The sequence below is a fragment of the Leptospira idonii genome, assembly GCF_004770995.1.
GTDB classification, from domain to species: domain Bacteria; phylum Spirochaetota; class Leptospiria; order Leptospirales; family Leptospiraceae; genus Leptospira_A; species Leptospira_A idonii.
The window spans coordinates 1-26,501 of sequence record NZ_RQHW01000003.1; the positions used below are offsets into that span (position 1 = coordinate 1).

General features: G+C 41.6%; 23 protein-coding genes. 6 read left to right on the forward strand and 17 right to left on the reverse strand.

Going from position 1 to position 26,501, the window contains the following annotated elements; genetic code table 11:
• Window positions 1-217 precede the first annotated feature (217 nt).
• Complete coding sequence (gene arsS / locus EHS15_RS01155; protein ID WP_135758705.1) at window positions 218-1,207, reverse strand: arsenosugar biosynthesis radical SAM (seleno)protein ArsS; 990 nt, start codon at window positions 1,205-1,207, stop codon at window positions 218-220.
• Window positions 1,208-1,237: 30 nt separating this feature from the next.
• Entirely contained in the window at window positions 1,238-1,579 is a 342-nt protein-coding gene (locus tag EHS15_RS01160; RefSeq protein WP_135758706.1) for an arsenosugar biosynthesis-associated peroxidase-like protein, read from the reverse strand.
• Between the two features lie 318 nt (window positions 1,580-1,897).
• On the opposite strand from EHS15_RS01160, the gene EHS15_RS01165 reads away from it, so the two are divergent.
• Window positions 1,898-3,361 (forward strand): SBBP repeat-containing protein, encoded by a 1,464-nt coding sequence (locus EHS15_RS01165; RefSeq protein WP_246051838.1) that lies wholly within the window; start codon window positions 1,898-1,900, stop codon window positions 3,359-3,361.
• Between the two features lie 50 nt (window positions 3,362-3,411).
• Here EHS15_RS01165 and EHS15_RS01170 read toward each other — a convergent pair whose 3' ends face one another.
• The 5 genes from EHS15_RS01170 to EHS15_RS01190 form a co-directional block, all read right to left on the reverse strand.
• Window positions 3,412-4,902: a TolC family protein gene (locus tag EHS15_RS01170; protein ID WP_135758707.1), complete on the reverse strand. Its 1,491-nt coding sequence runs from the start codon at window positions 4,900-4,902 to the stop codon at window positions 3,412-3,414.
• The gene (locus EHS15_RS01175) at window positions 4,899-7,982 is read right to left on the reverse strand and encodes an efflux RND transporter permease subunit (RefSeq protein WP_246051853.1); all 3,084 of its coding nucleotides are present in this window, start codon (window positions 7,980-7,982) and stop codon (window positions 4,899-4,901) included. Before EHS15_RS01175 ends, EHS15_RS01170 begins: the two co-directional genes overlap by 4 nt.
• Window positions 7,983-8,101: 119 nt before the next feature.
• On the reverse strand, window positions 8,102-8,881 hold the full coding sequence (locus tag EHS15_RS01180) for an enoyl-CoA hydratase/isomerase family protein (RefSeq protein WP_135758709.1): 780 nt from the start codon (window positions 8,879-8,881) through the stop codon (window positions 8,102-8,104).
• Window positions 8,881-10,929: an AMP-dependent synthetase/ligase gene (locus EHS15_RS01185; protein ID WP_135758710.1), complete on the reverse strand. Its 2,049-nt coding sequence runs from the start codon at window positions 10,927-10,929 to the stop codon at window positions 8,881-8,883. Before EHS15_RS01185 ends, EHS15_RS01180 begins: the two co-directional genes overlap by 1 nt.
• Before the next feature lie 66 nt (window positions 10,930-10,995).
• Window positions 10,996-11,208, reverse strand: a complete 213-nt coding sequence (locus EHS15_RS01190) for a hypothetical protein (protein WP_210416275.1) — start codon at window positions 11,206-11,208, stop codon at window positions 10,996-10,998.
• Window positions 11,209-11,374: 166 nt separating this feature from the next.
• Here EHS15_RS01190 and EHS15_RS01195 point away from each other — a divergent pair, with 166 nt between their 5' ends.
• Together EHS15_RS01195 and EHS15_RS01200 are read left to right on the forward strand one after the other, a co-directional pair.
• Window positions 11,375-11,605 carry a hypothetical protein gene (locus EHS15_RS01195; RefSeq protein WP_135758711.1) on the forward strand — a complete coding sequence of 77 codons (231 nt, stop codon included), beginning with the start codon at window positions 11,375-11,377 and terminating at the stop codon, window positions 11,603-11,605.
• Between the two features lie 343 nt (window positions 11,606-11,948).
• A complete protein-coding gene (locus EHS15_RS01200) occupies window positions 11,949-13,349 on the forward strand; it encodes a MutS-related protein (protein WP_246051840.1) in 1,401 nt (466 codons plus the stop codon).
• Here the strand turns inward: EHS15_RS01200 and EHS15_RS01205 are convergent, their stop codons facing one another.
• Genes EHS15_RS01205 through EHS15_RS01235 form a run of 7 tightly spaced genes read right to left on the reverse strand, consistent with a single transcriptional unit; the run spans window position 13,350 to window position 22,534 of the window.
• The gene (locus EHS15_RS01205; protein WP_135758713.1) at window positions 13,350-15,431 is read right to left on the reverse strand and encodes an AsmA family protein; all 2,082 of its coding nucleotides are present in this window, start codon (window positions 15,429-15,431) and stop codon (window positions 13,350-13,352) included.
• 13 nt (window positions 15,432-15,444) lie between these two features.
• The gene (locus EHS15_RS01210) at window positions 15,445-16,404 is read right to left on the reverse strand and encodes an ABC transporter ATP-binding protein (protein ID WP_135758806.1); all 960 of its coding nucleotides are present in this window, start codon (window positions 16,402-16,404) and stop codon (window positions 15,445-15,447) included.
• The gene (locus EHS15_RS01215) at window positions 16,391-17,383 is read right to left on the reverse strand and encodes an ABC transporter ATP-binding protein (RefSeq protein WP_135758714.1); all 993 of its coding nucleotides are present in this window, start codon (window positions 17,381-17,383) and stop codon (window positions 16,391-16,393) included. Before EHS15_RS01215 ends, EHS15_RS01210 begins: the two co-directional genes overlap by 14 nt.
• Window positions 17,380-18,429, reverse strand: a complete 1,050-nt coding sequence (locus EHS15_RS01220) for an ABC transporter permease subunit (RefSeq protein ID WP_135758715.1) — start codon at window positions 18,427-18,429, stop codon at window positions 17,380-17,382. The genes EHS15_RS01215 and EHS15_RS01220 overlap by 4 nt, the downstream gene beginning before the upstream one ends.
• Entirely contained in the window at window positions 18,426-19,436 is a 1,011-nt protein-coding gene (locus tag EHS15_RS01225) for an ABC transporter permease subunit (protein ID WP_135758716.1), read from the reverse strand. The genes EHS15_RS01220 and EHS15_RS01225 overlap by 4 nt, the downstream gene beginning before the upstream one ends.
• A gap of 1 nt (window position 19,437) precedes the next feature.
• Window positions 19,438-20,493 (reverse strand): lipocalin-like domain-containing protein, encoded by a 1,056-nt coding sequence (locus tag EHS15_RS01230; protein ID WP_135758717.1) that lies wholly within the window; start codon window positions 20,491-20,493, stop codon window positions 19,438-19,440.
• Window positions 20,486-22,534: a SpoIIE family protein phosphatase gene (locus EHS15_RS01235; RefSeq protein ID WP_246051841.1), complete on the reverse strand. Its 2,049-nt coding sequence runs from the start codon at window positions 22,532-22,534 to the stop codon at window positions 20,486-20,488. Before EHS15_RS01235 ends, EHS15_RS01230 begins: the two co-directional genes overlap by 8 nt.
• Before the next feature lie 62 nt (window positions 22,535-22,596).
• Here EHS15_RS01235 and EHS15_RS01240 point away from each other — a divergent pair, with 62 nt between their 5' ends.
• Window positions 22,597-23,055: a hypothetical protein gene (locus EHS15_RS01240; RefSeq protein WP_135758719.1), complete on the forward strand. Its 459-nt coding sequence runs from the start codon at window positions 22,597-22,599 to the stop codon at window positions 23,053-23,055.
• Window positions 23,056-23,102: 47 nt separating this feature from the next.
• Here EHS15_RS01240 and ispF read toward each other — a convergent pair whose 3' ends face one another.
• The 3 genes from ispF to EHS15_RS01255 are packed head-to-tail and all read right to left on the reverse strand — an operon-like array spanning window position 23,103 to window position 25,137.
• Window positions 23,103-23,591, reverse strand: coding sequence for a 2-C-methyl-D-erythritol 2,4-cyclodiphosphate synthase (gene ispF / locus EHS15_RS01245; RefSeq protein WP_135758720.1), 489 nt, complete (start codon window positions 23,589-23,591; stop codon window positions 23,103-23,105).
• Window positions 23,591-24,580, reverse strand: coding sequence for a quinolinate synthase NadA (gene nadA / locus EHS15_RS01250; RefSeq protein WP_135758721.1), 990 nt, complete (start codon window positions 24,578-24,580; stop codon window positions 23,591-23,593). Before nadA ends, ispF begins: the two co-directional genes overlap by 1 nt.
• A 29-nt stretch (window positions 24,581-24,609) precedes the next feature.
• On the reverse strand, window positions 24,610-25,137 hold the full coding sequence (locus EHS15_RS01255) for a hypothetical protein (protein ID WP_246051842.1): 528 nt from the start codon (window positions 25,135-25,137) through the stop codon (window positions 24,610-24,612).
• Window positions 25,138-25,204: 67 nt separating this feature from the next.
• On the opposite strand from EHS15_RS01255, the gene EHS15_RS01260 reads away from it, so the two are divergent.
• Window positions 25,205-25,858 carry a hypothetical protein gene (locus EHS15_RS01260; protein WP_135758722.1) on the forward strand — a complete coding sequence of 218 codons (654 nt, stop codon included), beginning with the start codon at window positions 25,205-25,207 and terminating at the stop codon, window positions 25,856-25,858.
• Between the two features lie 56 nt (window positions 25,859-25,914).
• A complete protein-coding gene (locus EHS15_RS01265) occupies window positions 25,915-26,493 on the forward strand; it encodes a penicillin-binding protein activator LpoB (RefSeq protein ID WP_135758723.1) in 579 nt (192 codons plus the stop codon).
• Window positions 26,494-26,501 lie beyond the last annotated feature (8 nt).

Sequence of the window (26,501 nt, forward strand, 5' to 3'; positions counted from 1 at the left end):
ATAATATTTGATTTTCTTCGACATTTTTGTCTCCTAAAAAGGAGCTTTTTAATGTCCGTTTTTTGGTAGGAACTCCAAAAATCCCCCACCCGAGTTAGGGTGGAGGGGAGTGGCTCGTGGGCAGTCCCCCTTTCCCCTTAGCAGATTCCTTCGTTTAGGGCAATTCGGTTTGTTAGCTTCGAAAAAAAATTTCTTTTTCTTTCACCTTTTTGCCAAATCAAGCCACTTCTCCACCGCAACTAGAGCCGGCACCAGCAGTGCATCCGAAGCAGTGGTTGGCAGTGACGATGGTTCGATTCAAAAAGGTTTCGTAATCGAAGTTGTCAATATGCGAAATAGGTTTTGCTTCCAATTCCAACATTTGGTTGAAATCGCAATCGTAGATTTTTCCGTCATATCCTACTGAAATTTGGTGCCTACACATCAAACCCTCTAAGGTCATAGGATTGTATGCGTTCACCAAAGTTTCCATATACGTTTCAAACTTTCCTGCCCGCACCAAAGCACCTAAGTATCTGTTGATGGGCATATTATTGATGCAAAATAAATTATTGAAAACAATCCCAAACTTTCTTTCTAAGTTTTCCTTAAATTCCCTTTCCAACTGCTTTTGACCGGAACTTAGAAAAATTCCGACAGGATTATAAACTAAGTTTAATGTAAGTTTGGTTCCATAACCGAGCTTGTTTAATTTTTGCAATGCAGCGATGGATTTTTTAAAAACACCATCTCCTCTTTGCTGATCTGTTCGGCTTTCTGCAAAATAAGGAAGAGAAGAACAAATCTCTATTTCGTTATCCGCTAAAAACTTATATAGGTAATCGTTTCCTTCCTCTTCCAAAATAGTAAGATTACAACGATCGATCACTTTTTTGCCAAGTTTTTTAGATTCTTCTACCAAATAACGAAAATTAGTGTTCCCTTCGGGAGCCCCTCCAGTGATGTCCACCGTTTGGATGGATGGAAGGGACCGAATGATATTCAAACACTTATCGATCGTCTCGCGGCTCATCATCTCCTTTCGGATAGGAGAAGCATCCACATGACAATGTTTACATGCTTGATTGCACCATTTTCCCACATTGATTTGGAAAGTGGTTAATGTTAATCCGGTTAAAGGATTTTTCCCTCCGTATCCCAATCCGATTTGTTTTCCAAAGGAATCGGGATAGGCTCTAAGGACATTGATCTGTTCTTGAATTAACATAACTTTTTCTCCTAACCGAAAGGTCTTCTATTAAATAGACAATGAATCGATTTTGTTATTCATTTGTATGCTGTGAACCAAGTTGATTCCTGCTGCCATCGCTGCGGCAACATGAACTGCTTCATTCAATTGTGCTTCATCTGCACCTTTTTCCAAACTAGTGGAAGTATAAGCATCGATACAATAAGGACATTTTAATGCATGGGATACAGCCAAAGCAATGAGAGCCTTTTCTCTTTCACTCAAAGCTCCTTCCGCCATAACGGCACCGTAGTAAGCGAAAAATTTATCCGCCAAGTCTTTGTTAACTCTTCCAATTTGCGGAAATTTTGCAAGATCACTTGCATTGTAATAATGGTTTTTTTCACTCATATCTCACCTCTGAAATTCAGTCGTTTTAGTTTCCTTTGCCCAATTTCTTATTCGAATCTTTTCCTTCAACGCTAAGATAACAGAAGAGATGATCGCAATATTAAATATTTTCAGACATACAAAAAATACTGTCCAAATGATACAATATTTTAGATCAATATTCGACTCAAAAAAACCGTATAACAAGGATTTTAAAATATTCTGTATGTATCCTTCCTGTCTCCCTCGCAAAGATTCTAAAGCACATGCTTTAGAAGTATCAGTTCATGAACTGGTACGACAAACCCCTTCCTTTCCCTTACAATTTTAAGAATTCAAATGTCACTTGGTTGGATTGATTTCGAATCCATCGATCGAAATCGAATGATCAGGACAGGAGACAAAGGGAGCAATATGACAAAATTCAGCCAAATCACACGAATCATAAGTTTATACCTTCTAGGCGTATTCTTTTCTTTCTCATGCAAATCCTCTTCGGACAAACTCGATCCTATTTTAGCTATCGGTTTATTTTTAAGCACACAGGTAGGAGCTTCTGGGATCGTTCAAATCGACAATACGGGCACCAAAGAATGGACCAAACTTTTAGGAGTAACAGGACAAGCTACTTTGTCATCTGCCATTGCCAGTGATTCTTCTGGAAATATATATACTTCCGGTAATACGGCGGGTAATTTAGACGGGCAAACTAAAACAGGATCGCAAGATATGTTTGTAGCCAAATACGACAACAACGGTAATAAACAATGGGTTCGTCTTTTGGGAGCGGCAAGTGCTTCCTCCTTAGGAAAAGGAATTACCGTTGATTCTTCGGGGAATGCATATATTTCCGGTTATACGACAGGAAACATGGACGGACAAACTAAAACAGGAACAAACGATTTGTTCGTAGTCAAATACGATAGCAGCGGAAATAAACAATGGACTCGTCTCTTAGGAGTCACTGGAGTAAACACACAAGCTTTGGCAATTACAAGTGATTCTTCTGGAAATATATATGCTTCTGGTTATACGGAAGGCAATTTAGACGGACAAACTAAAACGGGAGCTAGCGATTTGTTCGTAGTCAAATACGATAGCAACGGCAATAAACAATGGACTAAGCTGGTAGGGGTGACTGGCGGCGGTGCCCTTACTAGGGCCATTACAAGCGATCGTTCAGGGAATTTGTATCTCACCGGAGAAACGAATGGCAATTTAGGCGGGCAAACCAAAACAGGATCGCAAGATATGTTCGCGATCAAATTAGGCGGCGACGGCAATGTACAATGGACTCAACTTTTAGGAGGAAATGCAAGTGCAACAACCCAAGGATTAGGAATTACAAGAGATCTTTCAAATAACGTATATATTACGGGGATTACCACTAACAGTTTGGACGGACAGACTGTTACAGGAGGAAAGGATCTATTCGTTGTTAAATATGACACCAACGGAAACAAACAATGGACCAAACTGACGGGCATAACCGGAGGACATTTTACGGAAGGATTCGCAATCACAAGTGATAATTACGGGAATTCGTACGCGGCAGGAAGCACTACAGGCAATTTAGACGGACAATCCGGTTCTGGAGGTAAAGACCTAGTAGTTATTAAATACGATACCAACGGCAGTAAACAATGGACCCGCCTTTTAGGAGTGTCCGGTTCAGCCTCAATCATCTACGGAATCGTCAGTGATATTTTTGGAAATTTATATGCCACAGGGGAAACATCCGGCAATTTAGATGGAGTTACAAAAACCGGCGGACAAGATGCATTCTTAATCAAATACAAATAAATAAGGTATCCTCCTCTCGTTGTTTCGAGGGGAGGAAAGATTTTGTTCCATCAGTTCGATTGTGTTTTGAATTCAGCTTTTTCCTCAGGTATTCGAGGAATCTCTCCTATGGCCACACCCAAAGCGATACGGTTTAACAATCGTTGGTAGTGAACCTTTTTAAAAGTAATCTCAGCATTCAAGGTACTCAACCGGGTGGCAATCACATCCACCCAACTGGTTCGTCCGATCCGATAGCCGGACTCCTGACTCGCAAGAGTGTCTTTGGCGTATTGGTATGCCTTTTCATAAATGGAATACATCTTTTCGGAATTCTGCAAACTTTGGGTCGCATTTTGAATTTCTTGAATTGCCGCCCTTCTCGTCTGGGAAGCCGTCAACTTCGCCTGTTTGGTGGCAGATTCCGCAGCCTGTAGATCTGCGATTTGAGTCAAAGGAGTCAAAGGCATGGTGATAGCCAACTGAGCGACAACATCCTTGTTTCTCGCCTGGCCGGCAGTAGGAAACGTATAATATGTGTTTACTGCGACATTAGGAGCAAATCCGAACATAGCTTTGCTTTCATTCGCTTTCGCAACTTCAATGCTTTTTTCCGTAGAGATGACATCGTATCGTTTCGCTAAAAATTCATCCGCCTTTCCGGAGTTAATCGAATCCAAATTTTCGGAAAAAGAAGCAAGTTTGATTTTCGATTCTGCTCCGATCATGGTTGATAGAGTAATTTTAACTTGTTCCAATTGGAATTGAGTGTCTTCCAAAACGGCTTGCGCATTGGCAAGGCTCGTTTCCGCATTGAGAAGTTCGGAACGCATGATTCTTCCCAAGGAATACAATCTTTTTCTTTCTTTCACTGACTCAGCATTCACTTCCAAAGCTTCTTTCGCATACTTCAAACTCTCTTCCAATTGCAGCACATTGAAGTATCCTTGCGCTAATTCTAAGTACATTCTGCCCGCTTCGAATTTAGCTTCCATCCTTCTTTGATCCGCAAGACTTCTGTATGCCTTATAATCTTGGTAAGCAGTGAGTCCCCCCGTAATCGGAAAACTGAGAAGAAGACGAGAACCGGCTCCCACGGTTGGAGGCAAAGAAGATGTTGTCGTTGTAGGAACCAAAGAAAGATAATTCCCGCTTTCGACTGCCTGATATGTTTTATAGTTATCGATTAAACTCGGTTCGTTGGTATGTCCTGGAATGGAATAAAACTTATTGTAAACGTAGGATAAAGTAGGAAGAAAACCGGCAAAAGCCCGATCCTTCCCGGCTAATGCCTGATTCGTGGCCTCTTCTTTCAGTGCGATCCTTTCCGTTCTTTCCACTGCCAACACGAACAAATCGTCCAAAGAAAGAGCTTCTTTGCCGAGAGCCTTTTCCAAATCTTTCGTGGTCACACCGGTGATTTTTTTCAAACTTTCTTCAACAACACCGTCGCTCAGTTTCACCTCCGGAGAGGACGAACAAGTTTGGAAAATCAGTGAAAACAAAAAGACGATAAAATGAAATTTCAAAAAGATTTTGGTTTTGGATCGGGACACATTCATTTTTCTTTTTCCATCAGATAATAGGCGGCGGGAACGACAACAAATGTCACCAAAGTAGAAAGAATGAGTCCCCCCAAAATGGTGACTGCCATCGGCACTCTCGTTTCCGCACCTGGCCCGAGGGCGAGTGCGGGAGGAATGGCGGCGGCGATGGATGCAAAAGAAGTCATAAGAACGGGCCGCAATCGAACAGGGCATCCTTCTCGAATTGCATCCGTTACATTCCTTCCTTGCGTCCTCACATGGTTCACAAACTCAACAAGCAAAATCGAATTTTTTTTCACAAGACCTAGAAGCATAATCAAACCGATAAAACTGTACATATTGAAGGACTGACCGGTGATAAACAAAGCGATCAATGCCCCGGAAAAACTGAAAGGCATGGATAAAAGAACATACAAAGGTTGTTTCAAACTGTCGAACTGACTTGCTAAGATCATATAAGAAACGACGATTCCCATCACCAAAGCGAATAGAAGTCCGTTCGTCGATTCGTTCGCAGTTTTGGCGGAACCGGAAACCTGAACGGAGTAACCTTCAGGTAACATTCCTTTTGCGATTTGAAGCGATTTTTCCATACTCACATTCTGACCCATTTTTACGGGAGGATTTCCGAAAACCTTAATGGCACGATCCCGATTTACTCTTGTTATGCTCTTCAAAGTTTTTTTCGTCTCCAGAATGAGGATGTCTTTCAACCTTACGAATTCTCCGTAAACATTCCGAACCTTTATATTCGGAATCACATCCGCACTTCCTCCCTGGTCTTTATTGATTTTAACTCGAATGTCGTAACTTCTTCCGTTTTCCGTAAAACGACTTACTTTTTTTCCACCCATCAAAGGACCGATCGTATTTCCGATATTGGCCATACTCACTCCCCTTGCCGCAGCGGCTTCCCGGTCAGGTAAGATTCTCAGCTCTTCCTGACCCAGTACATAGTCCGTGTCGATATCCTGCAGAACTCCTTCCTCTTCCAACTTTTCCCGAATGCGGTCGGAAGCATCTGCTAAAATATCCCAATTCGGACCGGTTAATACGAGTTCAACGGGATATCCTCTTCCTGCACTGAATCCTCTTTGGGAAATATCTATGATCGAGAATTTAGCTTCGGGAACGATACCTTTCAGATCTTTTCTTAAATCGGCAAACACTTCCGCCTGAGTGATTTCCTTTCCTGTGGCTTGCCGGATGGGTCGTTTTCCCATTTCCTTGATGGAAACGAAAAACATAGCCCCGTTCGATTCAGTTCCGTCGAAACCTCCCACCGTTCCCATATATTTTTCAATCTCTGGGCGGGTCATAAGATAGGATTCCACCTTTTTCATAGCATCGTTCGTTGCAAAAATGGAAGCACTGACAGGCATCTTTGCCCGCAGAACGAAACGACCCAAATCTTGAGGTGGAATGAATTCTTTTTTCAAACCGAAAAAGAACGCCAAAGAAAACACGAATATGGAAGTGGAAAGTAAAAGAATGGATTTCGGATAACGAATCACATATTCCAAAACCATAGAATAAAGGGATTCTGATTTTCGAAGGAATCTTTCCACCAAAGGATCTAACACCTTAAAGACGGAAAACGGAGCTAAAATGCGAAGTGCCAGATCTTTCCAAGGGGATTTTTTTTCTTCGACAGGTTTCTCTTTATACCTAGAAGCTCTCATAGGAGTGAAACTAAGGGCTTCAAACAAAGATAAGGCGACAGCCACAGCGACAGTAATTCCGAATTCAAGAAAGTATCTTCCTATGACTCCCGACATAAAGGCAACCGGAAGAAAGATAGCGATGATGGCCAAGGTGGCAGCTAACGCAGCAAAACGAATTTCGGATGCACCTTCCAAAGCGGCATCGTACCAGGTTTTTCCCATTTCCCTATGCCTGCTGATATTCTCCAAAACCATAATGGCATCGTCCACGACGATCCCGACTGCCAAGGATAAACCCAATAGAGTGAAGGTATTTAAGGTGAATCCTGCCGCATAAAGAACAAGAAAAGTTCCGATGATGGAAGTAGGAATGGCTAACAATACATTGGCGGTGCTCCCCCAACTTCCCAAAAACAATCTACATACGAATCCGGTAAGAAGGATGGAAAGAAAAAGAGTGAACATCAACTCGTCCACGGATTCCTTGATAAAAGTGGTATTGTCATTCGCAATGGAAAGATTATAACCGTTCGGCAAAGAAGGTCTTAACTCCTCCATTTTTTGTTTCACTTTGTCCGCAACTTCTACTGCATCCGTGCCTTTGATCTTTTTGATCCCCAAACCCACGGAAGGAGTCTGATTGAACCTTCCTATTTTTTTGATTTCATCTAATCCATCTTCTACGGTTGCGACTTCTTTCAATTTTACGGGACGGAACATGGCCGCACCGCTTCTGGAATTGATGTAAATCTCTGAAAGTTGGTCAACCGTGGGAACGTCTCCTACCGCTCGGAGTGAAATTTCATTCTTTTGATTCTGAAGTTTTCCGGAAGGAACTTCTATGTTTTGTTCCTGAAGAGTATTCGTAATATCATCTACGGTAAGTTCTGCTCTGGCCAAACGGATAGGATCCAAATATACGTTGATTACCCTTTCTACGAATCCTCCTAAGATGATCTCTCCTACTCCCGGTATCTCTTGGAATTTATCCTTCAAAACAGATTTCACATAAATCATCTTCTCCTGTTCCGTTTTTCCTTCCACGGTCAAAGCCACCCAAATGATGGGGTTATCGTCCGGATTGGATTTCAAAAGGATAGGAGGTTCGAGAGCGAGAGGAAGTTTGTTCTGAACTTGGGCGATTTTAGTCTGGATTTCCTGAAGCGCCACATCCACATCTCGATCTAACTCAAGTTCAACGGTGATTGTGGCGGAGCTATCCGTAGATGTGGAACGGACTTCCGCAATCCCTTCCACTGTGAGAAGAACTTCTTCGATAGGATCGACCACATCCGTCTCCATAACGGATGCATTGGCTCCTTGCAGAGTCAGAACGATATTGACAACGGGAAAATCCACATTGGGCATCTGAGACAATCCCAAACGGGAAAGTCCGATGCAGCCGAGCAGGATGATTCCGATCATCATCATCCACGAAAAAACAGGGTTACGGATGGAAACTTCGGATAATTGCAAATGACCTCATGGGCGGTTCACCCACTGTCAATTAGACCCAAGAAAAAGGGTCAGGGTTCCCGGGGAAGTACCGCCTAAGTCGAAAAATTAGGTCTTCTCTTTTCGATCAAAGATAAAAACCCTTCCTGCCCATCGGGAGAAAGGATGGTTCTGGTAAAACACTCCACATCCGAAGCAAAAACATGTTGTTCCGTAGATCTATAATGTTCTCGAAGAGCCGTTTTCATCCCTCTTGCGGAGTTATACGTAAGTTTCGAAAGAGTTTTAGCAAGTTTCATTCCTTCGCTAAACAAGGATTCTGCGGAAAAAAGTTCATCCACAAGTCCGATCTCTTTGGCATCCGGACCCTTTAATTGTTTTCCAGTGTACAAAAGATCTCTGGATGCGGAAACACCCACTAAATCTTTCAAAACCATAGTAGGAAAAGAAGGAAAGTTGAGACCGACGATCGCTTCCGAAAAACCGATACGGGCACCTTTGTCCACCATATAACGGTAGTCAGAGAATAGAGCGAATACCGCACCTGCTGCCATACAATGTCCGTTGAGAAGAGCGATTGTAGGAACAGGGAAATGGAAGTAAACTCCTGCCGCACGAAGGATCAATGTGACCGCTTCTCGAACTTCCGCTTCCGTTTTTCCATACATCAAACTGGGTTCGATCCCGTTGGAAAAAAACTGAGTCTGAGCGGAAGTGAAAAGCAGAGCCTTTATTTTTTCGCTCTTTGCATGTTTCAGAAGCAATTGTTCAAAACCGGCAAAGGCTTCGAAGTTGAATGTGTTTTTTTCATTGGATTGCATCTTGATTTCCAAGATGCAATCGTCATGAATGATTTCAGCGAAAGGAGCAGTCATTAGCTGTTTTTATACAAATCGAGAATGCGGTCTTTGTATTTTTCAGTAATAACGTGACGTTTCATCTTCATCAAGTTGGTCAATTCGTCCCCTACCTCGAAAGGTTTTGTGACTAAGGTTACGTATTGAACTTGTTCGAAGTTTTTGAATCCTGTTTTTACGCTGTTGAAGTTTCTCACTTCTTTCTTATAGAATTCAAGAACCTTAGGGTTGGTGATGAGTTTTTCGGGTTTGGATTCGGAAACTCCGTTGTCCGCAGCCCAAGCGCTCAAAGCGTCGAAATCGGGAACGATAATGGCACCTAATACTTTCTGATCCTGACCGACTACCATCGATTGTTTGATGTAAGGTGATTCGTCGATTTTGTTTTCGATCGGAACCGGCTCCACGTTTTCTCCGCCTAACAGTACGATGGTATCTTTCGCTCTTCCCGTCAGAGTCAGAGTTCTTTTGAAGTTGATCATACCGATGTCTCCGGTATTCATCCAACCGTCTACGATCGTTTTGGCGGTAGTTTCCGGATTTTTATAGTATCCTTTCATCACTTGAGGGCCGGAAAGATGAACCACTCCCTTCACTCCCATTTTGCCGGAAATGATGTTTCGTTTATCGTCTATATGGCAGAGAACCTTTCCAGAATCGTCACGAATTTGAACTTGAGTCAAAGGAACGATGTCTCCTACGGAACCCATGATCGGTCTTTCAAAGGAACGTACGGAAATCACAGGACCTGTTTCCGTCATACCGTAACCTTCCAAAACGGTGATCCCGATATCCATAAAGAAAGCATCTACGTGTTTCTGAAGAGCCCCTCCACCGGATAAAGTCGCTCTCAAATGCCCGCCTGTCGCTTGGCGGATTTTAGCAAGAACCACTCTGTCCAAAGTAAAGGAATTGAAAAGAAGTCCCAAACCGGAAACTACATAGGCAACCGTGGAAAGAGGATTTCCTAAAGTTCCCAGATAATATCCCAAAGCTCCGAATAAAACGGTCAAAGTGAACGGTCCGGTGATCAAAAGTTTCACTAGAGAAACAACTCCACCTAATAAAGACTGTATGATATTTCTGGATTCGTAATCCACTTCTAAACCTTTCAAGAAACGAGTTGAAGCATGGTAATGTTTCGAGAAGAAATAAGCGATGTTGAACAATCCCCTTCTGAGAGGAGGAGTTTGTTTCGGATCGTTGATCTTCGTATAGATGCCGTTATAAATACTTTCCCAAACTCTAGGCGCAGATGCCATAAAGGTAGGACGTGCTTTTTGGATATCGTTTCTAAGATCGGTCACCTTAGTATAGTAAGTGGCTCCTCCGTTTACGATCGCGAAATATTCCACAACTCTTTCGAAGATGTGCCATACCGGCAGGATCGACAACATACGATCGTTAGGAGATACGTTTGCCACTCTTGTAACTACGTAATGCAACTGGTGGATCATATTGGAGTGCATAAGCATCACTCCCTTAGGCATACCTGTGGTACCTGATGTGTAGATAAGAGTGAAAAGATCGTCGGGTTTGATGTCTGCGATTCTTTTCTCGGCTTCTTTTTTGCCTTTTGCTCTAAGCTCTTTTCCCTTTTGAATCAAATCGTGGAAAAGAAGGATGCCCGCACCTGATTTCAGCTTGGTTTCCTTATCCATGATGATGACGGTTTTCACGCCTTTGATTTGGGATTTATTATTTTTGTACTTTTCGTACACTTTATCGTTTTCAATAAAAACGATCTGAGCACCCGAGTGATTGAGGATGTATACGATTTCAGAATCCGTAATATCGGAACCACGAGGGACATTGGCAGATCCCGTCAAAAGAACGGCACAGTCCGCAATGATCCACTCAACGCGATTGTCTGCAAGAACTCCTATGTGGTCTCTTGCTTTGACTCCTAAATCAATCAGGGCTTCCGCCAAGGCCAATCCGTCTTCATAGAGTTCTTTGTAAGTGATGGCTTGGTATTCTTTGGCAGCATTCTTATACCAGAATGCGGGATAGGATCCGAATTTCTCCGATGATTCTCTGTAAACTTCTGCTAGGTTATTTGCCATATCTCTCCATCTAAAAGCGGTCTTTATGATAGACCAGACTTTCAGATGGTCAAGAGATTTTTAGACTTAGTCCCAATTGAACTTTTGGAGTTGGTGACCTTTTTTCAGATGTCTCTTTCTGATTTCCGCCAATTTCGCCATTTGTTGGGAATTGAGCAGATTTCGGGCTTTTAGCCCCAATTGAGGAAGAAGAGATTCGCTCTCCATGCTGGAAAGGAAGTGATTTTCTCTAATAAAAGAGCTTTTGAGCTCAGTGCTCATTTCTGGGTAGAAATCCATGTCGGCCTCCGTGCGTCCTGGTTTCCGGGGTTTTTTATTTCTTGAAGGGCTCACCATCCGTGGCGAGTAGCCTTCCCCCAATATTTATATCGCTCGAAAAAGAAAATCCTGAAGCAAAAAATTTCGCTTGTACTTTTTTTTTTGAAAGTTTTTCTGGTACTCGTTTATGACGATTCGGATGATCAACTCTACTGGAAAACGAAACGGGCGTTTCGTTGCCTACGAATACGGGGAAGATTTGTTCGGAACTATCTATTTGGACAAATTCTCCGGAAGAGACAGAAGCAAACTCATCGACAAATGGAGATTAAATGATCTAGGAAGCCTCATTCGGGTTTTAGATCTGGAAATCAGCAGAAGAGAAGAAGAAAATTACGAACGACCCATCTTCGCTTAAATTCCCCTTTTCCTTTTTATCTTTTCGCAAAAAAAGATATGCCTCTCTCATTCCTAAGAAGAAATCCCAGTTACGCAGACTTTCTTTATACAGACTTGCATCCTTTACATCCGTTTTTGTTCTCTATTTTTCCCTTTATTTAAGCAGAGTTTCCCTCACAGGATATCTATGGCTGCTGCTTCCTATTCTCGTTTTTGCGGTTCTTGTTTCTCTCTATCAAAAAAGAAAAAAGAACTTAGAAAAATTAGAAAATACTGAATTTCTAATTTCTAGGGAACTGTTCCGCCAAGAGGGAGATCTAAAAAAAATCAAAACCAGGGAAACTTGGGAATACCCGGAATGGGTGAAAAACCATCCTCTTTCCATCGATTTGGATCTGACAACAAAACACGGGCTCATTGCTTATCTAGACACAACAGTTTCTCAGGAAGCTTGGGATTTATTTTTAAACAGACTTCTGAGAACCAAACAAGAAAATCCTAAGATACTTCAAAACGAAGTACTTTCTATTTTAAAAAACAGGACTTTAGGATACCATCTGCTTCGAAAATCCATGAGATCTGGCGACGATAGGGATCTCAAAACGGAAATCTATGAAAGCAAAACCGAATTTCGATTCTGGGAAAAAAGAAAATTCTTAAAACTAATCTATAGATTGTTGGGAATCTTCACTCCTCTTTGGCTTTTGGTCAGCACGGTTTTTAATTTCCCACTGGCGGCCTCTCTTCTATTTCTAAATATTCTAATATTTATAACTTATAGAAAAGAATCTCTCAAACATTGGAATCAAATCCGCAAATTAAAGAACAATTTGGATCATCTCGAATCCGCCTGGAAAAGGCTTCATCCTGGCCGCAGAAAAGAGATTTTTTCTCTCGCAAAGCCGATCCATAGTTTGGGAGACTCTTCCGAATTTTTAGTTTCTCCGATCCCTCATTTTTTTCTGAACGCAATTTGTCTTTGGGATCTTTGGAAGTTGGATACATACGGCCATTGGTTAAAACAATGGGAATCCGTATGGAATGAACTGAGAGATTCTTGGATTCGAACGGATTCCCTTTTGCCCTTGGCTCATTTCTCTTTTTTGCATCCTGAATTTGCTTTTCCGAAATGGAACGAGACGGGAGAAATTTCCGCCAACGACCTCGGCCATCCTTTGATCAAAGAATCAGCAAGAGTGACGAATCCCTTGGCGAATCTCCAACGGGGAGATCTATTCATCATCACCGGCTCCAATATGTCCGGTAAAACCACTTATCTTAGAGCGATTGCCGTATCAATTTTGTTAGCTGGATCCGGAGGACCGATTGTAGGATCGTCGATGAATCTTCCCGAATTCAAAATCCACACACTCATTCGTTCGCAAGATTCCCTCGAAGACGGAGTTTCCTTTTTTTATTCGGAAGTAAGAAGACTTTCCCAAATCATCAGAGAATCGGACTCGGATTCTGCAGTTTCCATACTGTTTCTGGACGAAATATTGAAAGGAACGAATTCCAAAGAAAGACAAATCGCAACTAGGGAAATTTTGGAAGCGTTGAGAGATAAAGGCGCCATCGTATTTCTAACCACTCACGATCTGCAACTTGCGGAAATTCCGAACGCAAAACTATTTCACTTCACCGAACTGGAAAAAGACGGAGAGATGATTTTCGATTATAAAATCAGAGAAGGAATTTCCAAAACTACGAACGCTCTTCGCATTCTAAAAAAAGAAGGAATCCCCATTCGAGGGGAAGTTTAATCATTTATTAGGATTAGGCGATTTAGGAGGAGGTTCCTGTTCGGAAGAAAACAATCCTTTTAAGGATTTCCATCCGGACTGCACAGTATCTGTCACATTGTCCACCGCCTTACCTACATATTCCGAAACGGCGGATCCTGCGATCCCTCCCACAGTGGCCCCTGCGGGGCCTGCTAAAAGTAAAGTGCCCGCATAAACGGAACCGAGCCAAATCGGATCAATCAGAGGTGCGGAAACTCCATACGTCCCTTTGTAAATGATGGGAAGTTTCAGAACTTTACCGGCAACTCCCGGCAAGGCGATCGTGAATTTCATATCTATCTTTTTATCCAAATTGATGTTCCCACCGCCGGATCCTGCGATGCCGTCCGCTTTGAGAGAAAAATTAGAGAATTGAAACATTCGATTATAATAATGCATATCGACATTGATTTCCGTATAAGGAGTCGCTCTGTTGAAATCGAATTTTTTCAAAGAGATCAAACTTCCTATCGAACTGATCGGTTTCAAAATGTTCGTGTAACTGAGAAGTTCTCCGTTTTGGGATTTGAAACTTGCGTTGATTTTCATGTTTCGAATCAACTCATCTTCATCTGCGCCGGGAGAAGAAACTTCGAAATTGGTTTCCAAAGTGCCCGTGATGGGAGAATTGCCGAAACGATCGTCGATCAAATCTCTCAAAGATACATCGGTGGATTTTCCGGACAAAAACAATTGAGGGTTCTTTCCCCATTGGTAAGAACCTGTGGCATTCAAAATTCCACGATAAAACAATAAATGCAATTTGCGGATCTTCATCACAGACTTATTATAATGAAGAGAGAAATTCATTTGATCCGCAAACACTCCTCTCAAATTTACCCTTCTCAAATTAAAATCCAGATATACGTTCATTCTGTTCACATAACCAGTACTGGGCATATTTCTCGTAATCAGTGATTTTTCCAGATCTGCATCAATCCATAGTTTGGTGACATTGATCGTGGTATCTGCGTCCAAATAGTCGGATCTACCTTCGAAATAAATGGTGGGCGATAAAGGAGGAGGAACGAAGGTAATGAATCCCGATCCGGCAATACGGATTCTCCCTTTCCATTCGGCGCTGATGTCCGTAAAACTAAGTTTAGTTTCTTTCGTATCGTAAGAAATATTTGCGCTGATGTAAGCATCTCCGAAAGGAGTGCCTCCTTTTTTCGCCAAATCCCTGATATTAACCCTTTCCACTTTCGCATAAATAACATTAGATGTTCTTTTGTAAAAAGGAATCACTCCAGTCAAATGCCCGTATTTGAATTCTGCATTGGGAAATATTACCAGGATATCTTTTAAGTTTTCCCCTCCGAAATGATCGAAATGAGCGGAACCTTCCAAACGCATATTCTCATAACTCAATTCGTCCTCGAGAAACAAAACATCCGTATAAAGCTGAAAAGTTTCCTCGTTGATTTTTCCATAAAGAGAAAGATATAAGCTGTGTAAGGCTTTATCCAATTCGATTTTACTTTCCCAAACATAAAAATTGATTTTTCTATTATAAAGTTTATCTTGAAACTCGATCATGATATTATTCAGATCGAGTCCGTTGGGGATAGGAGCGAACACTTCGGAGAACAACAATTTATCGACAATCGTATTCTCATCCTTGCCCGGAACTTCCGGCTGTGTATCTTTACCGATGAACTTTTCCAACAAAGGAAAAGATTCGTCCTTTTCCCGAACCAGTTCTATCTTTCCGGTGTTCAGGTAAATTTTCCTGATTTCCAAAGCTTTGCCTAAGAAAATTCCGAAATAAATTTCGATCTTCAGCTTTTGAACCCGAATCAACTGCTCTTCATTTTTAGAAACGGTTACGTTTCTCAGTTCGATTCCAGGAAATGGAAAAAAGGTAGGATTCGATTCAGTATAATCAAACGAAAGATTGGTGATCTTATTTGCTTCGCTGAGGATTAAATTTTTATAATAGTCAGGCTCGGAGATCAAAGGATACAAAAGAAAGAAAAGGCCGGTGGATCCGATCACGATAGATCCGAGCAAAGTTTTTCCTACGAAACCTTTGAGCCTTTCTCCAAACGTAATTTTCATCAGTGGATAAAATTTATTGAGCTAGTGGGAAATGGCAAGCCACCTTTCTAGTTTCCCCGATCGTTTTTTCCAAAGGCCGCTCCGTTCTGCAAATATCTTGCACGAAGGGACATCTGGTATGAAAATAACAGCCCTTTGGCTTGTTCATAATACTGGGGATTTCTCCCGACAAAGGAGTTTCTTTTTTCGTCCTATCCTTGATGTCGAAGCTTGCGGAGAACAATGCTTTCGTATAAGGATGAGAAGGGGAATTGACGATCTCCCACTTCGTACCGATTTCCACGATTTTGCCTAGATACATGACTGCAATGATATCGGAGATATGTTTTACGATTCCCAAATCATGGGAAATGAACAGATAAGATAAATGAAATTGGTCTCTGAGATCCAATAAATTATTGACTACTTGCGCCTGTGTGGAGATGTCCAATGCGGATACGGCTTCATCACAAATCACAAGCTCCGGTTCCAGAATCAAAGCTCTGGCGATGGCGATCCTTTGTCTTTGTCCTCCGGAGAACTCATGAGGGTATCTGGTAAGAATCGAATCGGGAAGATTCACTTTAAACAATGCGTCTTTCGCCTTTTCCCATCTTTCCGTCTTGGTGAGATTTTTATGATGAACAAGCAGACCTTCCATCACGATCTCTCCGACCGTCAAACGAGGATTCAATGAGGAATACGGATCTTGAAAAATGACCTGGATTTGTTTTCTAAGGCGCAGGGATTCTTCCGAATCCAAAGAATGAATGGATTTTCCATCGTAAGAAACCTTTCCGGAGCTAATCGGTGTTAATCGGAGGATAGCTCTACCCAAAGTGGATTTTCCACAGCCGGACTCTCCCACAAGACCTACGATTTTGCCTTTGGGGATCGTGAGAGAAAGTTCCTCTACTGCGACCGTTTTCTGGCTTTGCAAGGAAAAAAGTTTTCGATTCGAATAAGAAACCGTCAGATTTTCAACTTCTAACATCATTCCCTCCGATCGTATAACAAAATGCTTTTTGAGTTTCGGAAAAAAATTTCTCCGGTGGTTCGTTCGATTCGCAGACCGCTTCTTTTTTGGTACATCTTTTGTAATAATGACAGCCCTTAGGATAATCGGCAGGAGAAGGCACCATCCCTTCGATGATCTCCAATCTTTTTCCTATTTTATCTCCCGTAGGATAAGCATTGATGAGGGCCTTAGAGTAAGGATGTTTGGGAGAATCGATCACTTCCTCGACCGTTCCCATTTCCACGATTTTACCTGCATACATGACTGCGATTCTTTCCGCAAGATGAGACACCAAACCGATATCATGCGAGATGAATAATATGGACATATTGATGTCTTTTTTCAACTGAAGCAGAAGATCTATAAGTTGCAGTTGTATAGTGACATCGATCGCACTTGTGGGTTCGTCCGCAATCAAAAGTTTAGGGTCGCACATAAGTGCCATTGCGATGGAAACTCTCTGCAACATCCCGCCTGAAAACTGATTCGGATATTGATTCAATCGAAGTTCTGCGTCGGTGATCCCTACTTTCTTCAAAAGATAAATAGCTTTCTCAATGCCTTCTTTTTCGGTCCCTAAACCGTGCAGAAGGAATCCCTCTATCATTTGTTTGCCGACCCTCTGTAATGGGTTTAAAGAAGAAAAGGGTTCCTGGAAGATATAAGCGATTTCCCTGCCTCTGATTTTACGAAGATCTTCCTCATTGATTCGAATTAAATCCTGGTCTCGAAATAAAACGGAACCGGAAGGATATCGAACTTGATTCGCAGGAAGAAGCCTAGTTAGCGCCAAAGAAGAAATCGATTTTCCACAGCCGGATTCACCTACGATGGCAAACACTTCCCTTTCTCCGATTTCAAAAGAGATGTTTTCAATGATGGTAAGAAGGCCCGCTTCCGTTTTCAATTGAACGGAAAGATCGGAAACAGCTAACAATGGTTTCTTGAAACTCATTCGTAAACCACCTTCTCTTTAGGATCGAAAGAATCCCGCAGACCTTCTCCCACAAATGCGGAAAACAAAATCGTAAAAAACAAAGCTGCAGAAGGAAAGGAGATGAGCCACCAAGCGGTGAGTCTTTCTCTTCCTTGCCCGATGAGTTCTCCCCAAGAAGGATTCGGTGCAGGAATTCCGTAACCCAAAAAGTCGAGAGCGGATAAAACGGAAATCGCAGAGATCAGGATAAAAGGAAAAAAAGTGACAAGAGGAGTCAATGCATTCGGCAAAAGATGTTTGAGAATGATGGTTCGGGAAGGGACTCCCAAACTTCTGGCAGCATCGACAAACTGCTGGTTCCTTAACTTCAAAAACTCTCCTCGCATATAATTGCTGAGACCGATCCAAGCCAATGAACCGTAAGTTATCAAAAGAACGGTGAACCCTCTCCCGAAAAAGGAACCCATAATGAGGATGAGATATAAAAAAGGAATGGCAGCCAAAACCTCTATGATTCTTTGCAAAATCAAATCCACCTTACCTGCGTAATACCCTTGTATCCCTCCGATCAAGGAAGCTAGAAAGATTTCGATCACGATAAGAATCAAACTGAAGGTCATGGCAAGTCTGTATCCGTAAACGATACGGGTGAATACATCCCTTCCCCGATCATCCGTTCCGAACCAATGAGTGAAAGAAGGTTTAGAAGGGGGATTCACTCCTTCCTCCAAACTATCCAAATTGTCTTCGTTCACTCCGTAAGGAACCAAAGGAAAGATCATAAAATTTCCTTCCTGAGAAAACACTTCTTTCTTCGCCAATCGTTTGTAATTCGGTTCGGTCTGGTTTTCACCTCCGAATTTGGACTCAGGATAGAAGAAAAAGATGGGGAAAAAACTTTGATTCTGATAATGAACCAAAAGAGGTTTGTTGTTGATAAGAACGGGAGAGAACAAAGAGAGAGCGTAACTGTAAAAAAGAATCAAAAGGGAATAATAGGCCCTTTTATTGGACTTGAATTTTTTCCACTTACGTATGTTTGCCGGATCTGTAAAAAAACTCATTCGAAATTGATCCTCGGGTCGATGGCCACATAACAAAAATCGGAAATGATTTTCCCGATCAAACCTAAAAGACTTTGCACGAGAAGAAGCCCCATCATCAAATCGGTATCTCTTTCCCGAATGGCTTCGAAACTCAAAAGTCCCATTCCGTCTATATTGAAAACAAGTTCGATAAACAAAGATCCGGAAAAGATCAAAGTAAGATTGCTTCCGAAGCCAGTAGCGATGGGAATGAGTGAATTTCGGAACGCATGACGAAAGACGGCATCAGGAAATTTCAGTCCCTTGGAAACGGCAGTACGAAGGTATTCTTTTGCGATTTGATCCAACAAACTGTTTTTCATAAGCAAAGTGAGAACTGCGAAGGAACCGATCACATAACAAACAACAGGAAGGAACATATGAGTCAAACGATCGTTGACCTTCCCCCAAAAACCGAGTTCTTCGTAATAATCGGAAACTTCGTGCCCCAAAGGAAAAAAGGAAAACACTTCTCCGGAAGCGAAAAGATACAAAAGTAACATCGCAAAGGCGAAAACGGGAATGGAATAAGTGAAAAAGATGATAAAACTGGTATAAAAATCGAAATACGTTCCTTCTTTCAGAGCTTTTTTGATCCCTAAAGGAATACAAATCAAGTAGGTCAGAAAAAAGCCGGATAACCCGAAGATGAGTGACACGGGAAGTTTTTCCCAAATCAAATCGGATACTTTTTTGGAATGAAGTCTCGATTCTCCCAAATCGAAACGAACGATTTGACCCAGCCAATACAGATAGGCGATAGGGGCTGGTTTGTCCAAATGAAGCCTTTTTTTGATGAGTTCTATTTCTTCGGCAGATACTTGTTTGGTGGAAGCGCCGGAGAGATTGGCGGCTCCTTTGATTTTCGCAATCTCACTGTTCAAGGGACCGCCCGGCGCAAAATGAGAGATCAAAAAAACCAAAAAAGTGATTCCTAAGAGTGTAGGAAAAATCAAGAGAAATCTTTTTAAGAAATATCTCCACATATTACAGCTCCCACCATTTCTTCTTGGGAGAATATCCCTTCAATTCTAAATAACCTTTTGCGGTCGATTTTTTCCCCAACACTTCTCCTTCCGCTTTCACCATACCTTCCCAATACACAATTCCCGTACTTTTTCTACCATCGAATTCTTGTTCGCTGAAAATAGGTTCTACATTCCAATACCCTTCCGGAAATTCGATCCTCCAATGCAAAGGATATTCGATGCCGGATGAGGGACTTTTCCACTGCTCTTTTTTAGGAATCATTTTCACTTCTTTTTCTTTCCGATAAGATATAATTCGACTCTTTGCATTTCGAAAAGTTCCGAAACTTTCCGGATCAGAGTTGGATTTTTCCTTAAATGAGAAAAAAACGAAATCGTCCCCCTCTTCTCCGTGCAAAGAAATCCAATCCCAGCCGGTGCCTTGAGAAACTAAGGAATCGTTTGTATTCCCTTTTTCACTCCATTCATGATCCATCCAAGAGAGTCCGGAAACAACGGAATGTTCCTTTCCTCCGAATACGATTTTTCCGGAAGATTCCAATCTCGGATAACTATAATAATACGAAAAAAGGTTTTGATTTTTTCTGGATTTTCGGGAAAGACCGTTTTCTCCGTGTAACAACGTTTGTCCCTTTCCTTTCAGATGCAGATCTAAGGAGAAATCTTTGAATTTGGGAAATGCAGTGATATGAAATTCGTTTGCGGAAAGAATTTTGAGTTCATATTCCCCGCTCCAGATTCGGCTCTTTTCGAATCCTGCAAGCCCTGCCATTTTTCTCTGAATTGTTTGCGATGTTAGGTGAGTTTGAGAAAGAGGATGAGAAATTGCAAAATGAACGGGAAAAACTTCTATCTTAGATGTCGTTTTTTTATCTTCATGACTCAACCGGAAAAAAGAAAGTTCGTATCCGAAAACTTCTCCCGTTTCCGTCCGCAGATGTCCCACAAAATAACACCACTCCAGGGAATGATCCGGATGGAACGAGTGTTCTTCGGGAAATTGAAATGCGCTGAAACAGAAAAGAAAAAAAACTAAAATGAATTTTCTAAACATTTTGGAACATAGATTCCCATTTTTTTTCCAACGGGAGAATGTTTTTATATTTGGGATCTATCTTCTTCATTCTTCCCAGTATATCTTTCATCTTAGACTTATTTTTCAATTTCAGATAAACCATGGCCAGATTGTACAATACGGAAAGATTTTCGTCGTTGAGAGAATGGGCTTTTTTCCACTCCGATTCCGCCTTATCGAAAATATCCAGCTTGAAATAACAATAACCTAACACTGCATGAGATAGATAATTATTCGTTTTAAATCGGTTGTAAGATTCCAAAAGAGAAACGGCTTGTTCGAACTGTCCCGAATATGCAAGCGATCTTCCGTAATAGAATTGAGTACTCAGTTCTCTCGGCAAAATCTCAAACGCCTTTTGATAATTGGCACAAGCTTCTTTATAGTCTTTCGCTTTATAGTAAACGTCTGCGGAATATTTGTATTCGTTGAATTCGGGAAGTTTAGGAGAAACCTGCCAACCTAACAAAGTAATATCGTCCATAGGATCGGTTCCCATAGTGAACTCTTTATGACTTTGCATGATGAATTCTATCGTTTCTTGAATGGTAAGATGAGAGGAAGATTCGATCAACGCAAGAAACCTGTCGTCGCCGAAAGAAACCCCTTTGTCGTTTTCCGCTTCCGTGATTCCGTCGGTATAAAGAAAAAGTTTGTCTCCCGGTTCCATCTGAACGCTGTAGTCTTCGTAGGTATCGCCTCCTTCGGGAAACATCCCCAAAAAAGTTCCCGCACCGTCTAACACTTCGGCTTTGCCCGTTTTGGCACGAAGAAGGATGGGACGAGGATGACCCGCCAAAGAATAAATCACTTTAAAATCGTCCTGGATCAAAGCATAAACGCAGGTGGTGTATCCTTGTTGTTTGACCAGATCCAAAAGATCCCTATTTACGAATTTGAAAGTCTCCGAAGGTTTTCCCTTTTGATAATTCATAAAAAGCATTTTGGACAAAGCTGTGATGAAGGCGGCAGGAACTCCATGCCCGGATACATCGCAGACAGCGACACCTAACGTATCCGTGGTGAAAGGAAAGTAGTCATAGTAATCCCCGCTCACTTCCTGCATGGGATGATAAGCCGCCCAAAATTGAATCCCTCTCCAATCGGGGATGATCTCCGGAATGAGTCCTTGTTGGATGTTTTTGGCCAGGCGTAAATCTTTAGCGATGGAAAGTTGTTTTTTTTCCAGCTCGTATTTGAACGATTTTAATACTTCTACCGCGGCTTCCAAATCCCTGTTTTCGATGGCAAGTTCTCTCGACTTGTCCACTACATCGTTCACATCGATGATGGAGATTTGTTCGGTATCCGTGTCTCCTTTGGAGACGATCATCACCTTATGTCTGTTTGACATTTCATCTTTCGTCATTTTGGAACGGGAAAGATAAAAAGGCTCTTCTTTCCATTTGAATTCGTATTCGTTTACATCCGCACCGAATTGGATTTCATCTCCCAGATCTTTATGGGCAACATGGATCCCGAAGAGTCTGGTTTTAGTCATTTTGATGCTGTAGTCTTTGAGTTCGAAAAGTACGGCTAGACCGTTTAACATTCCTTGAAAGAAAATCGCATCGAACCATTTTTCCTGATGTTGCGTATGATATTGAAAATGAAAAAGGGCAGTTTTGGAATCGGAGAACTGTATGTTTAAAAAAACGGTTCTTGTTAGTCGGTTGATCAGAATGGGGATTCTATGGATGAGTTCTGCCAGATTGATCCTACTGTCGTCCAAAGGAAGCAAATCGTAAGCGTTCGTAATCAAAGTTTCCGTTCCCAAATGATAGAGAACTGCGGAGATATCGACGGATTGCGATATGGTGGAAATGAGTTTGTCTTCCAATTCCTGAGAAATCCAAAAATTGGGATCTTTTAGGATTTTGAGATAGGTAACCTCGTCCATAATATCCGGAAAAGGATTGGATGCGGATACGGTTTGATTGTCCTGCAGATAGAGTTGGATGAGACCGGAGACCCGTCTCGATGAAATTTCCCTCCCGGAAAAAAGCTTAGATCCTTCCAAAGACATATTCATGTATCGGTAAAAACTAAATTTAAATCGATCCTTAGGCAATAGATTTTTATATGGAACAAATGATTTGGTTTTTGCGGTCACTCATCTTATTTCTTGCATTCCTAGGAATATTTATTTTTTCCCAATCGAATGCAGTCATTGCACACAGCACAAAGACTTCTCTCAATTTCGATCAGAGTGCGAAAATCTTACTGCAATCCTACTTTCCCAAACTTTATAAGATCCCGAATCCAGGTGAAACATTAGACATCCAACTCTACGGAGAAGATCTGAAACTTACCGTCATCGAGTTCGTTCCTAACGAAAAAATTTCCTGGAAAATAGAAGGATTCGCAAATTATGAATCTTTAAAGGAAATTTATTATTTCCGAAGCGTAGAGAATCAAAACTTGGTGGAAGGTTCTGCCGAATTGACTCCTAAATCGAATTTGAGTTCCAGAGTGATTTTCGCTTTTTTCGGAAAACACTGGATGCAGTCGGAAAACGAAAAAAACCTAAAAAAACTTTGATACAAGGGATTTTGTGGTACCTACCGCAAAATCAAAATCCTTTCCTTTTAATTTTTAGATTTCTCTAACAAAGCGGTCGCCATCACCATCACACCTTCGCTTCTTCCCAAAGCACCCATCCCCTCGGATGTGGTGGCTTTGATCGAAACACAATCTTCCGGTAAGTACAAAATGGCCGCCAAAGAAGAAATCAATTGAGCACGAATAGGATTGATTTTAGGAAGATCTCCCACATAGGTGCAGTCCACATTCACCAAACTCCAGCCTTTTTCCTTCGCCAAACTCAAACACTTTCGAACGATGATGGAGGAACTGATATTTTTGATGGAAGCGTCGTTGTCAGGATAGTGCTGACCTATATCTCCCAAAGAAAGTGCACCTAAAATGGCATCCGCAACAGCATGCAAAAGAACATCCGCATCGCTGTGACCGAGAAGCGCATATTCGGAAGGAACCTCTACTCCAGCTAACATAAGCGGACGGAAAGGTTCGTGGATGAGTTTGTGAAAATCGATTCCGTTGCCGACTCTGAACATTATTTTTTATAACTCAATTCCAACATTCTGTTCACGGATTTTTGAGCGAGAAGAATCACTTCTTGGTCCAAAAAGATTTCGAATTGTTCGTAGAGAAGAGCATCCCTTACTTTCTCCAAAGTGATCTTTTTCATATGAGGGCAGGTTTGACATGTGGATACGAATTCCTTCTCGGGAAATTCCGCTCTTAGGTTGTCTCCCATAGAACATTCCGTCACGAGCATGATTTTATCCGTTTTGGAATTTTTGATGAAGTCCACCATTTGGGAAGTGGAACCGGCAAAGTCGGATTCCTTCACCACATCCTCGTGGCATTCCGGATGTGAAATCACGGTAAGATTCCCGGAGAACAAACGTTTTGCGGTACGAATGTCTTCCGGAGTGTACATTTCGTGCACCATACATTTACCGGGATGAGAAATGATTTTTTTAGTAGTTTGATTGCGGACGTTTCCCGCTAAATATTCATCCGGAAGAAAAATAACAGTATCGGTTTCCATCGCATTCACGATTTGGACTGCGTTCGCGGATGTACAACAAACATCCGTTTCCGCCTTCACTTCCGCAGAACAATTCACGTAAGTGACAACGGGAACGCCTGGATACTGTGCCTTTAATTTTTTAACATCCTCTCTTGTGATGGATTCCGCAAGAGAACATCCCGCTTTAGGATCGGCAATCAACACTTTCTTGTTAGGGGAAAGAATTTTGGCGGTTTCTGCCATAAAATGAACCCCGTTGAAGACGATCATATCCGCATTTGTTTCTTTCGCCATTTTGGAAAGATACAAAGAATCGCCGATGATGTCGGAAACTCCCCAGAACACATCCGGGGTCATATAATTATGGCCTAATAGAACCGCATTTTTTTCCTTCTTCAAACGATTGATTTCTTCCACGAGAGGAAGAATTCTACCGTCGATCTCATGATCCAAAAAAATAGGTTTTAGTTTAGCAACTAATTCGTCTTTGGTTACTAGTGATGGCATTACATTCTCCGTATCGTATCTATGAATCGTTAAAAGAACGGATCACCGCTCAATTTGGTTTCAGTCTCCCTTAGACCGGAACTGGCAGGAGGAATCCCGTTTTCCAAAGAAGCGCAATTATTAAATTGAGTTTTCCAGGCCGCCACAGCATTCTGAGAACTTCCGGAAGAAGTCCCTCTCTGCGCCCTGCGGTAATCCGCAGTGGTGTTGAATGAAGTTTTTTGGCAGTTGATCCCCTGATTATAAACCAAATTCACATCCGTAAAACAGTTAAAATAAAGTTCTGCGATCGCATCCGTGTTTTTCTCCGTAGGTAAAATCTTAGACCTGAGGTTCGCCACTAAGGAAGGACAAACCACCACGGAATTATCAGGTGCGGAAATGCAGTAAGATTCGCTTAAAAGAAATTTTTGACAGGCACCTTCTGCGCCCGTTTTCTGAGTAAGTAAATAAGAAAGAAGCTGAGGATCGACTTCATCCTTCTTCTTTGGCTTGCAAAGTGGGAGGATGAGAAAAAGAATCAAAATGATGAATAAGCGAAAAAGTATCTTTTTCATTCTACTTATACTTCTCTTTCTCATTTCCCTTGCTGTCTATTTCCTTTTTTTTCGAAAAGAGACAGAATTGACTAAGGACAAAACCCGTCCTTCCGAGCCAAACATCCTTTGGAAACAAATAGAAAGCAGACCCGAAATCTTAAAATCACAAGGATATCCTGAAAACCTAAAAGATTTTTTGGATGAACTTTCCGGAAAGGAAAAATACGAATGGGGCGGGGATCGTCAGGCCACTTATGATCATCTGATCTTACATTTTCCCGGAGAAATCTCTTCCGTACTTTATGCAATTTTCACTGCTTATTCCGAATTCAAAAACGAAGTAGCCGAATTGGAAAAAAAAGAGGAATTGAGTTCTTGGGAAAAATTAGAAAAAACGAATTTACTAAGAAATTATTTTTTTCCAAAACCCATTCAGGAGATCCTATTTCCATTTCATCCGAGTCAAAAGACGGTCGAATTTTTTTATTACTCGGAAGATTACGTCCGCAAAAATCCATACACTTTTGCCAGAGAAAGAAAGAAACATTTGGGCAAAAAAAGAACGGAACTCTACGGCAAATCCGCAAGAGAAATTTCCCAATGGGAAGATGACGCCTTTCGGGAAAAAATTCTATCTCTTATCTACGAAAGAGAAATGGAATCGATGAATGAAATTGAGAAACAACAGTTTACGGAAAGGATAAAAAGAGACGAAAAGGAAGGGGATTTTTGGAATTGACAAGGGTAACGAAATCAATTCTCATTTAGAGAACATTTAACTCCCAGGGAGCTTTCATGAACAGAGCTTTGATCTCGATTTTCAGCATCGCATTTTTACTCAGTTGTTCCAGCAGCGCGAAACGATTGGACAACAACCTTGACATAATTGCAGACTCAGGTGGACTCACCAGCCAAGAATTAGTACGAGCGGCAGACAAATTAGCGGATGAAATCGGAGTGTTTTTTAAAGAAAACCCTAGAGAAGAAGGAGTTTTCGTCGCGCACTACCCAACCAGAAACGATACTTCCGAACAAATCCAAACGGAACTTTTCGACAATGCATTCGTAGCAAAACTCATCAAAAATAAAGTTTATACGGTTCGAACAAAAACCAGAGAACAATCATTAAACGAAATTCAATTCAGCCTTTCCGGTCTGACTTCCAACAGATTATCCATCGGGAAACTCAAGTCTCCTAATTTTTTCGTTCGTTGCGACATCAATGAGAATATGTTCACGGCAGACGGAGAAAAAATCGTAGAACAATCGATCAATATCGAACTTGTCGAAGTGGAAACTACGATTGCCGTTTGGTCCGAAAAAGTATCTTACCGCAAACAAGCGGTTCGTGGAAATAAAGGTGTTGGCTGGTAATTTATCTT

Coding starts and splice junctions, on each gene's coding strand:
- nadA (WP_135758721.1), bottom strand. CDS start 24,580: ATGCCATCACTAGTAACCAAAGACGAATTAGTTGCTAAACTAAAACCT.
- EHS15_RS01210 (WP_135758806.1), bottom strand. CDS start 16,404: ATGTTAGAAGTTGAAAATCTGACGGTTTCTTATTCGAATCGAAAACTT.
- EHS15_RS01255 (WP_246051842.1), bottom strand. CDS start 25,137: ATGAAAAAGATACTTTTTCGCTTATTCATCATTTTGATTCTTTTTCTC.
- EHS15_RS01240 (WP_135758719.1), top strand. CDS start 22,597: ATGGAACAAATGATTTGGTTTTTGCGGTCACTCATCTTATTTCTTGCA.
- EHS15_RS01265 (WP_135758723.1), top strand. CDS start 25,915: ATGAACAGAGCTTTGATCTCGATTTTCAGCATCGCATTTTTACTCAGT.
- EHS15_RS01165 (WP_246051838.1), top strand. CDS start 1,898: ATGTCACTTGGTTGGATTGATTTCGAATCCATCGATCGAAATCGAATG.
- EHS15_RS01205 (WP_135758713.1), bottom strand. CDS start 15,431: ATGAAAATTACGTTTGGAGAAAGGCTCAAAGGTTTCGTAGGAAAAACT.
- EHS15_RS01170 (WP_135758707.1), bottom strand. CDS start 4,902: ATGAATGTGTCCCGATCCAAAACCAAAATCTTTTTGAAATTTCATTTT.
- EHS15_RS01160 (WP_135758706.1), bottom strand. CDS start 1,579: ATGAGTGAAAAAAACCATTATTACAATGCAAGTGATCTTGCAAAATTT.
- EHS15_RS01195 (WP_135758711.1), top strand. CDS start 11,375: ATGACGATTCGGATGATCAACTCTACTGGAAAACGAAACGGGCGTTTC.
- EHS15_RS01190 (WP_210416275.1), bottom strand. CDS start 11,208: ATGGATTTCTACCCAGAAATGAGCACTGAGCTCAAAAGCTCTTTTATT.
- ispF (WP_135758720.1), bottom strand. CDS start 23,591: ATGTTCAGAGTCGGCAACGGAATCGATTTTCACAAACTCATCCACGAA.
- EHS15_RS01225 (WP_135758716.1), bottom strand. CDS start 19,436: ATGTGGAGATATTTCTTAAAAAGATTTCTCTTGATTTTTCCTACACTC.
- EHS15_RS01230 (WP_135758717.1), bottom strand. CDS start 20,493: ATGTTTAGAAAATTCATTTTAGTTTTTTTTCTTTTCTGTTTCAGCGCA.
- arsS (WP_135758705.1), bottom strand. CDS start 1,207: ATGTTAATTCAAGAACAGATCAATGTCCTTAGAGCCTATCCCGATTCC.
- EHS15_RS01215 (WP_135758714.1), bottom strand. CDS start 17,383: ATGAGTTTCAAGAAACCATTGTTAGCTGTTTCCGATCTTTCCGTTCAA.
- EHS15_RS01180 (WP_135758709.1), bottom strand. CDS start 8,881: ATGACTGCTCCTTTCGCTGAAATCATTCATGACGATTGCATCTTGGAA.
- EHS15_RS01175 (WP_246051853.1), bottom strand. CDS start 7,982: ATGATGATGATCGGAATCATCCTGCTCGGCTGCATCGGACTTTCCCGT.
- EHS15_RS01185 (WP_135758710.1), bottom strand. CDS start 10,929: ATGGCAAATAACCTAGCAGAAGTTTACAGAGAATCATCGGAGAAATTC.
- EHS15_RS01220 (WP_135758715.1), bottom strand. CDS start 18,429: ATGAGTTTTTTTACAGATCCGGCAAACATACGTAAGTGGAAAAAATTC.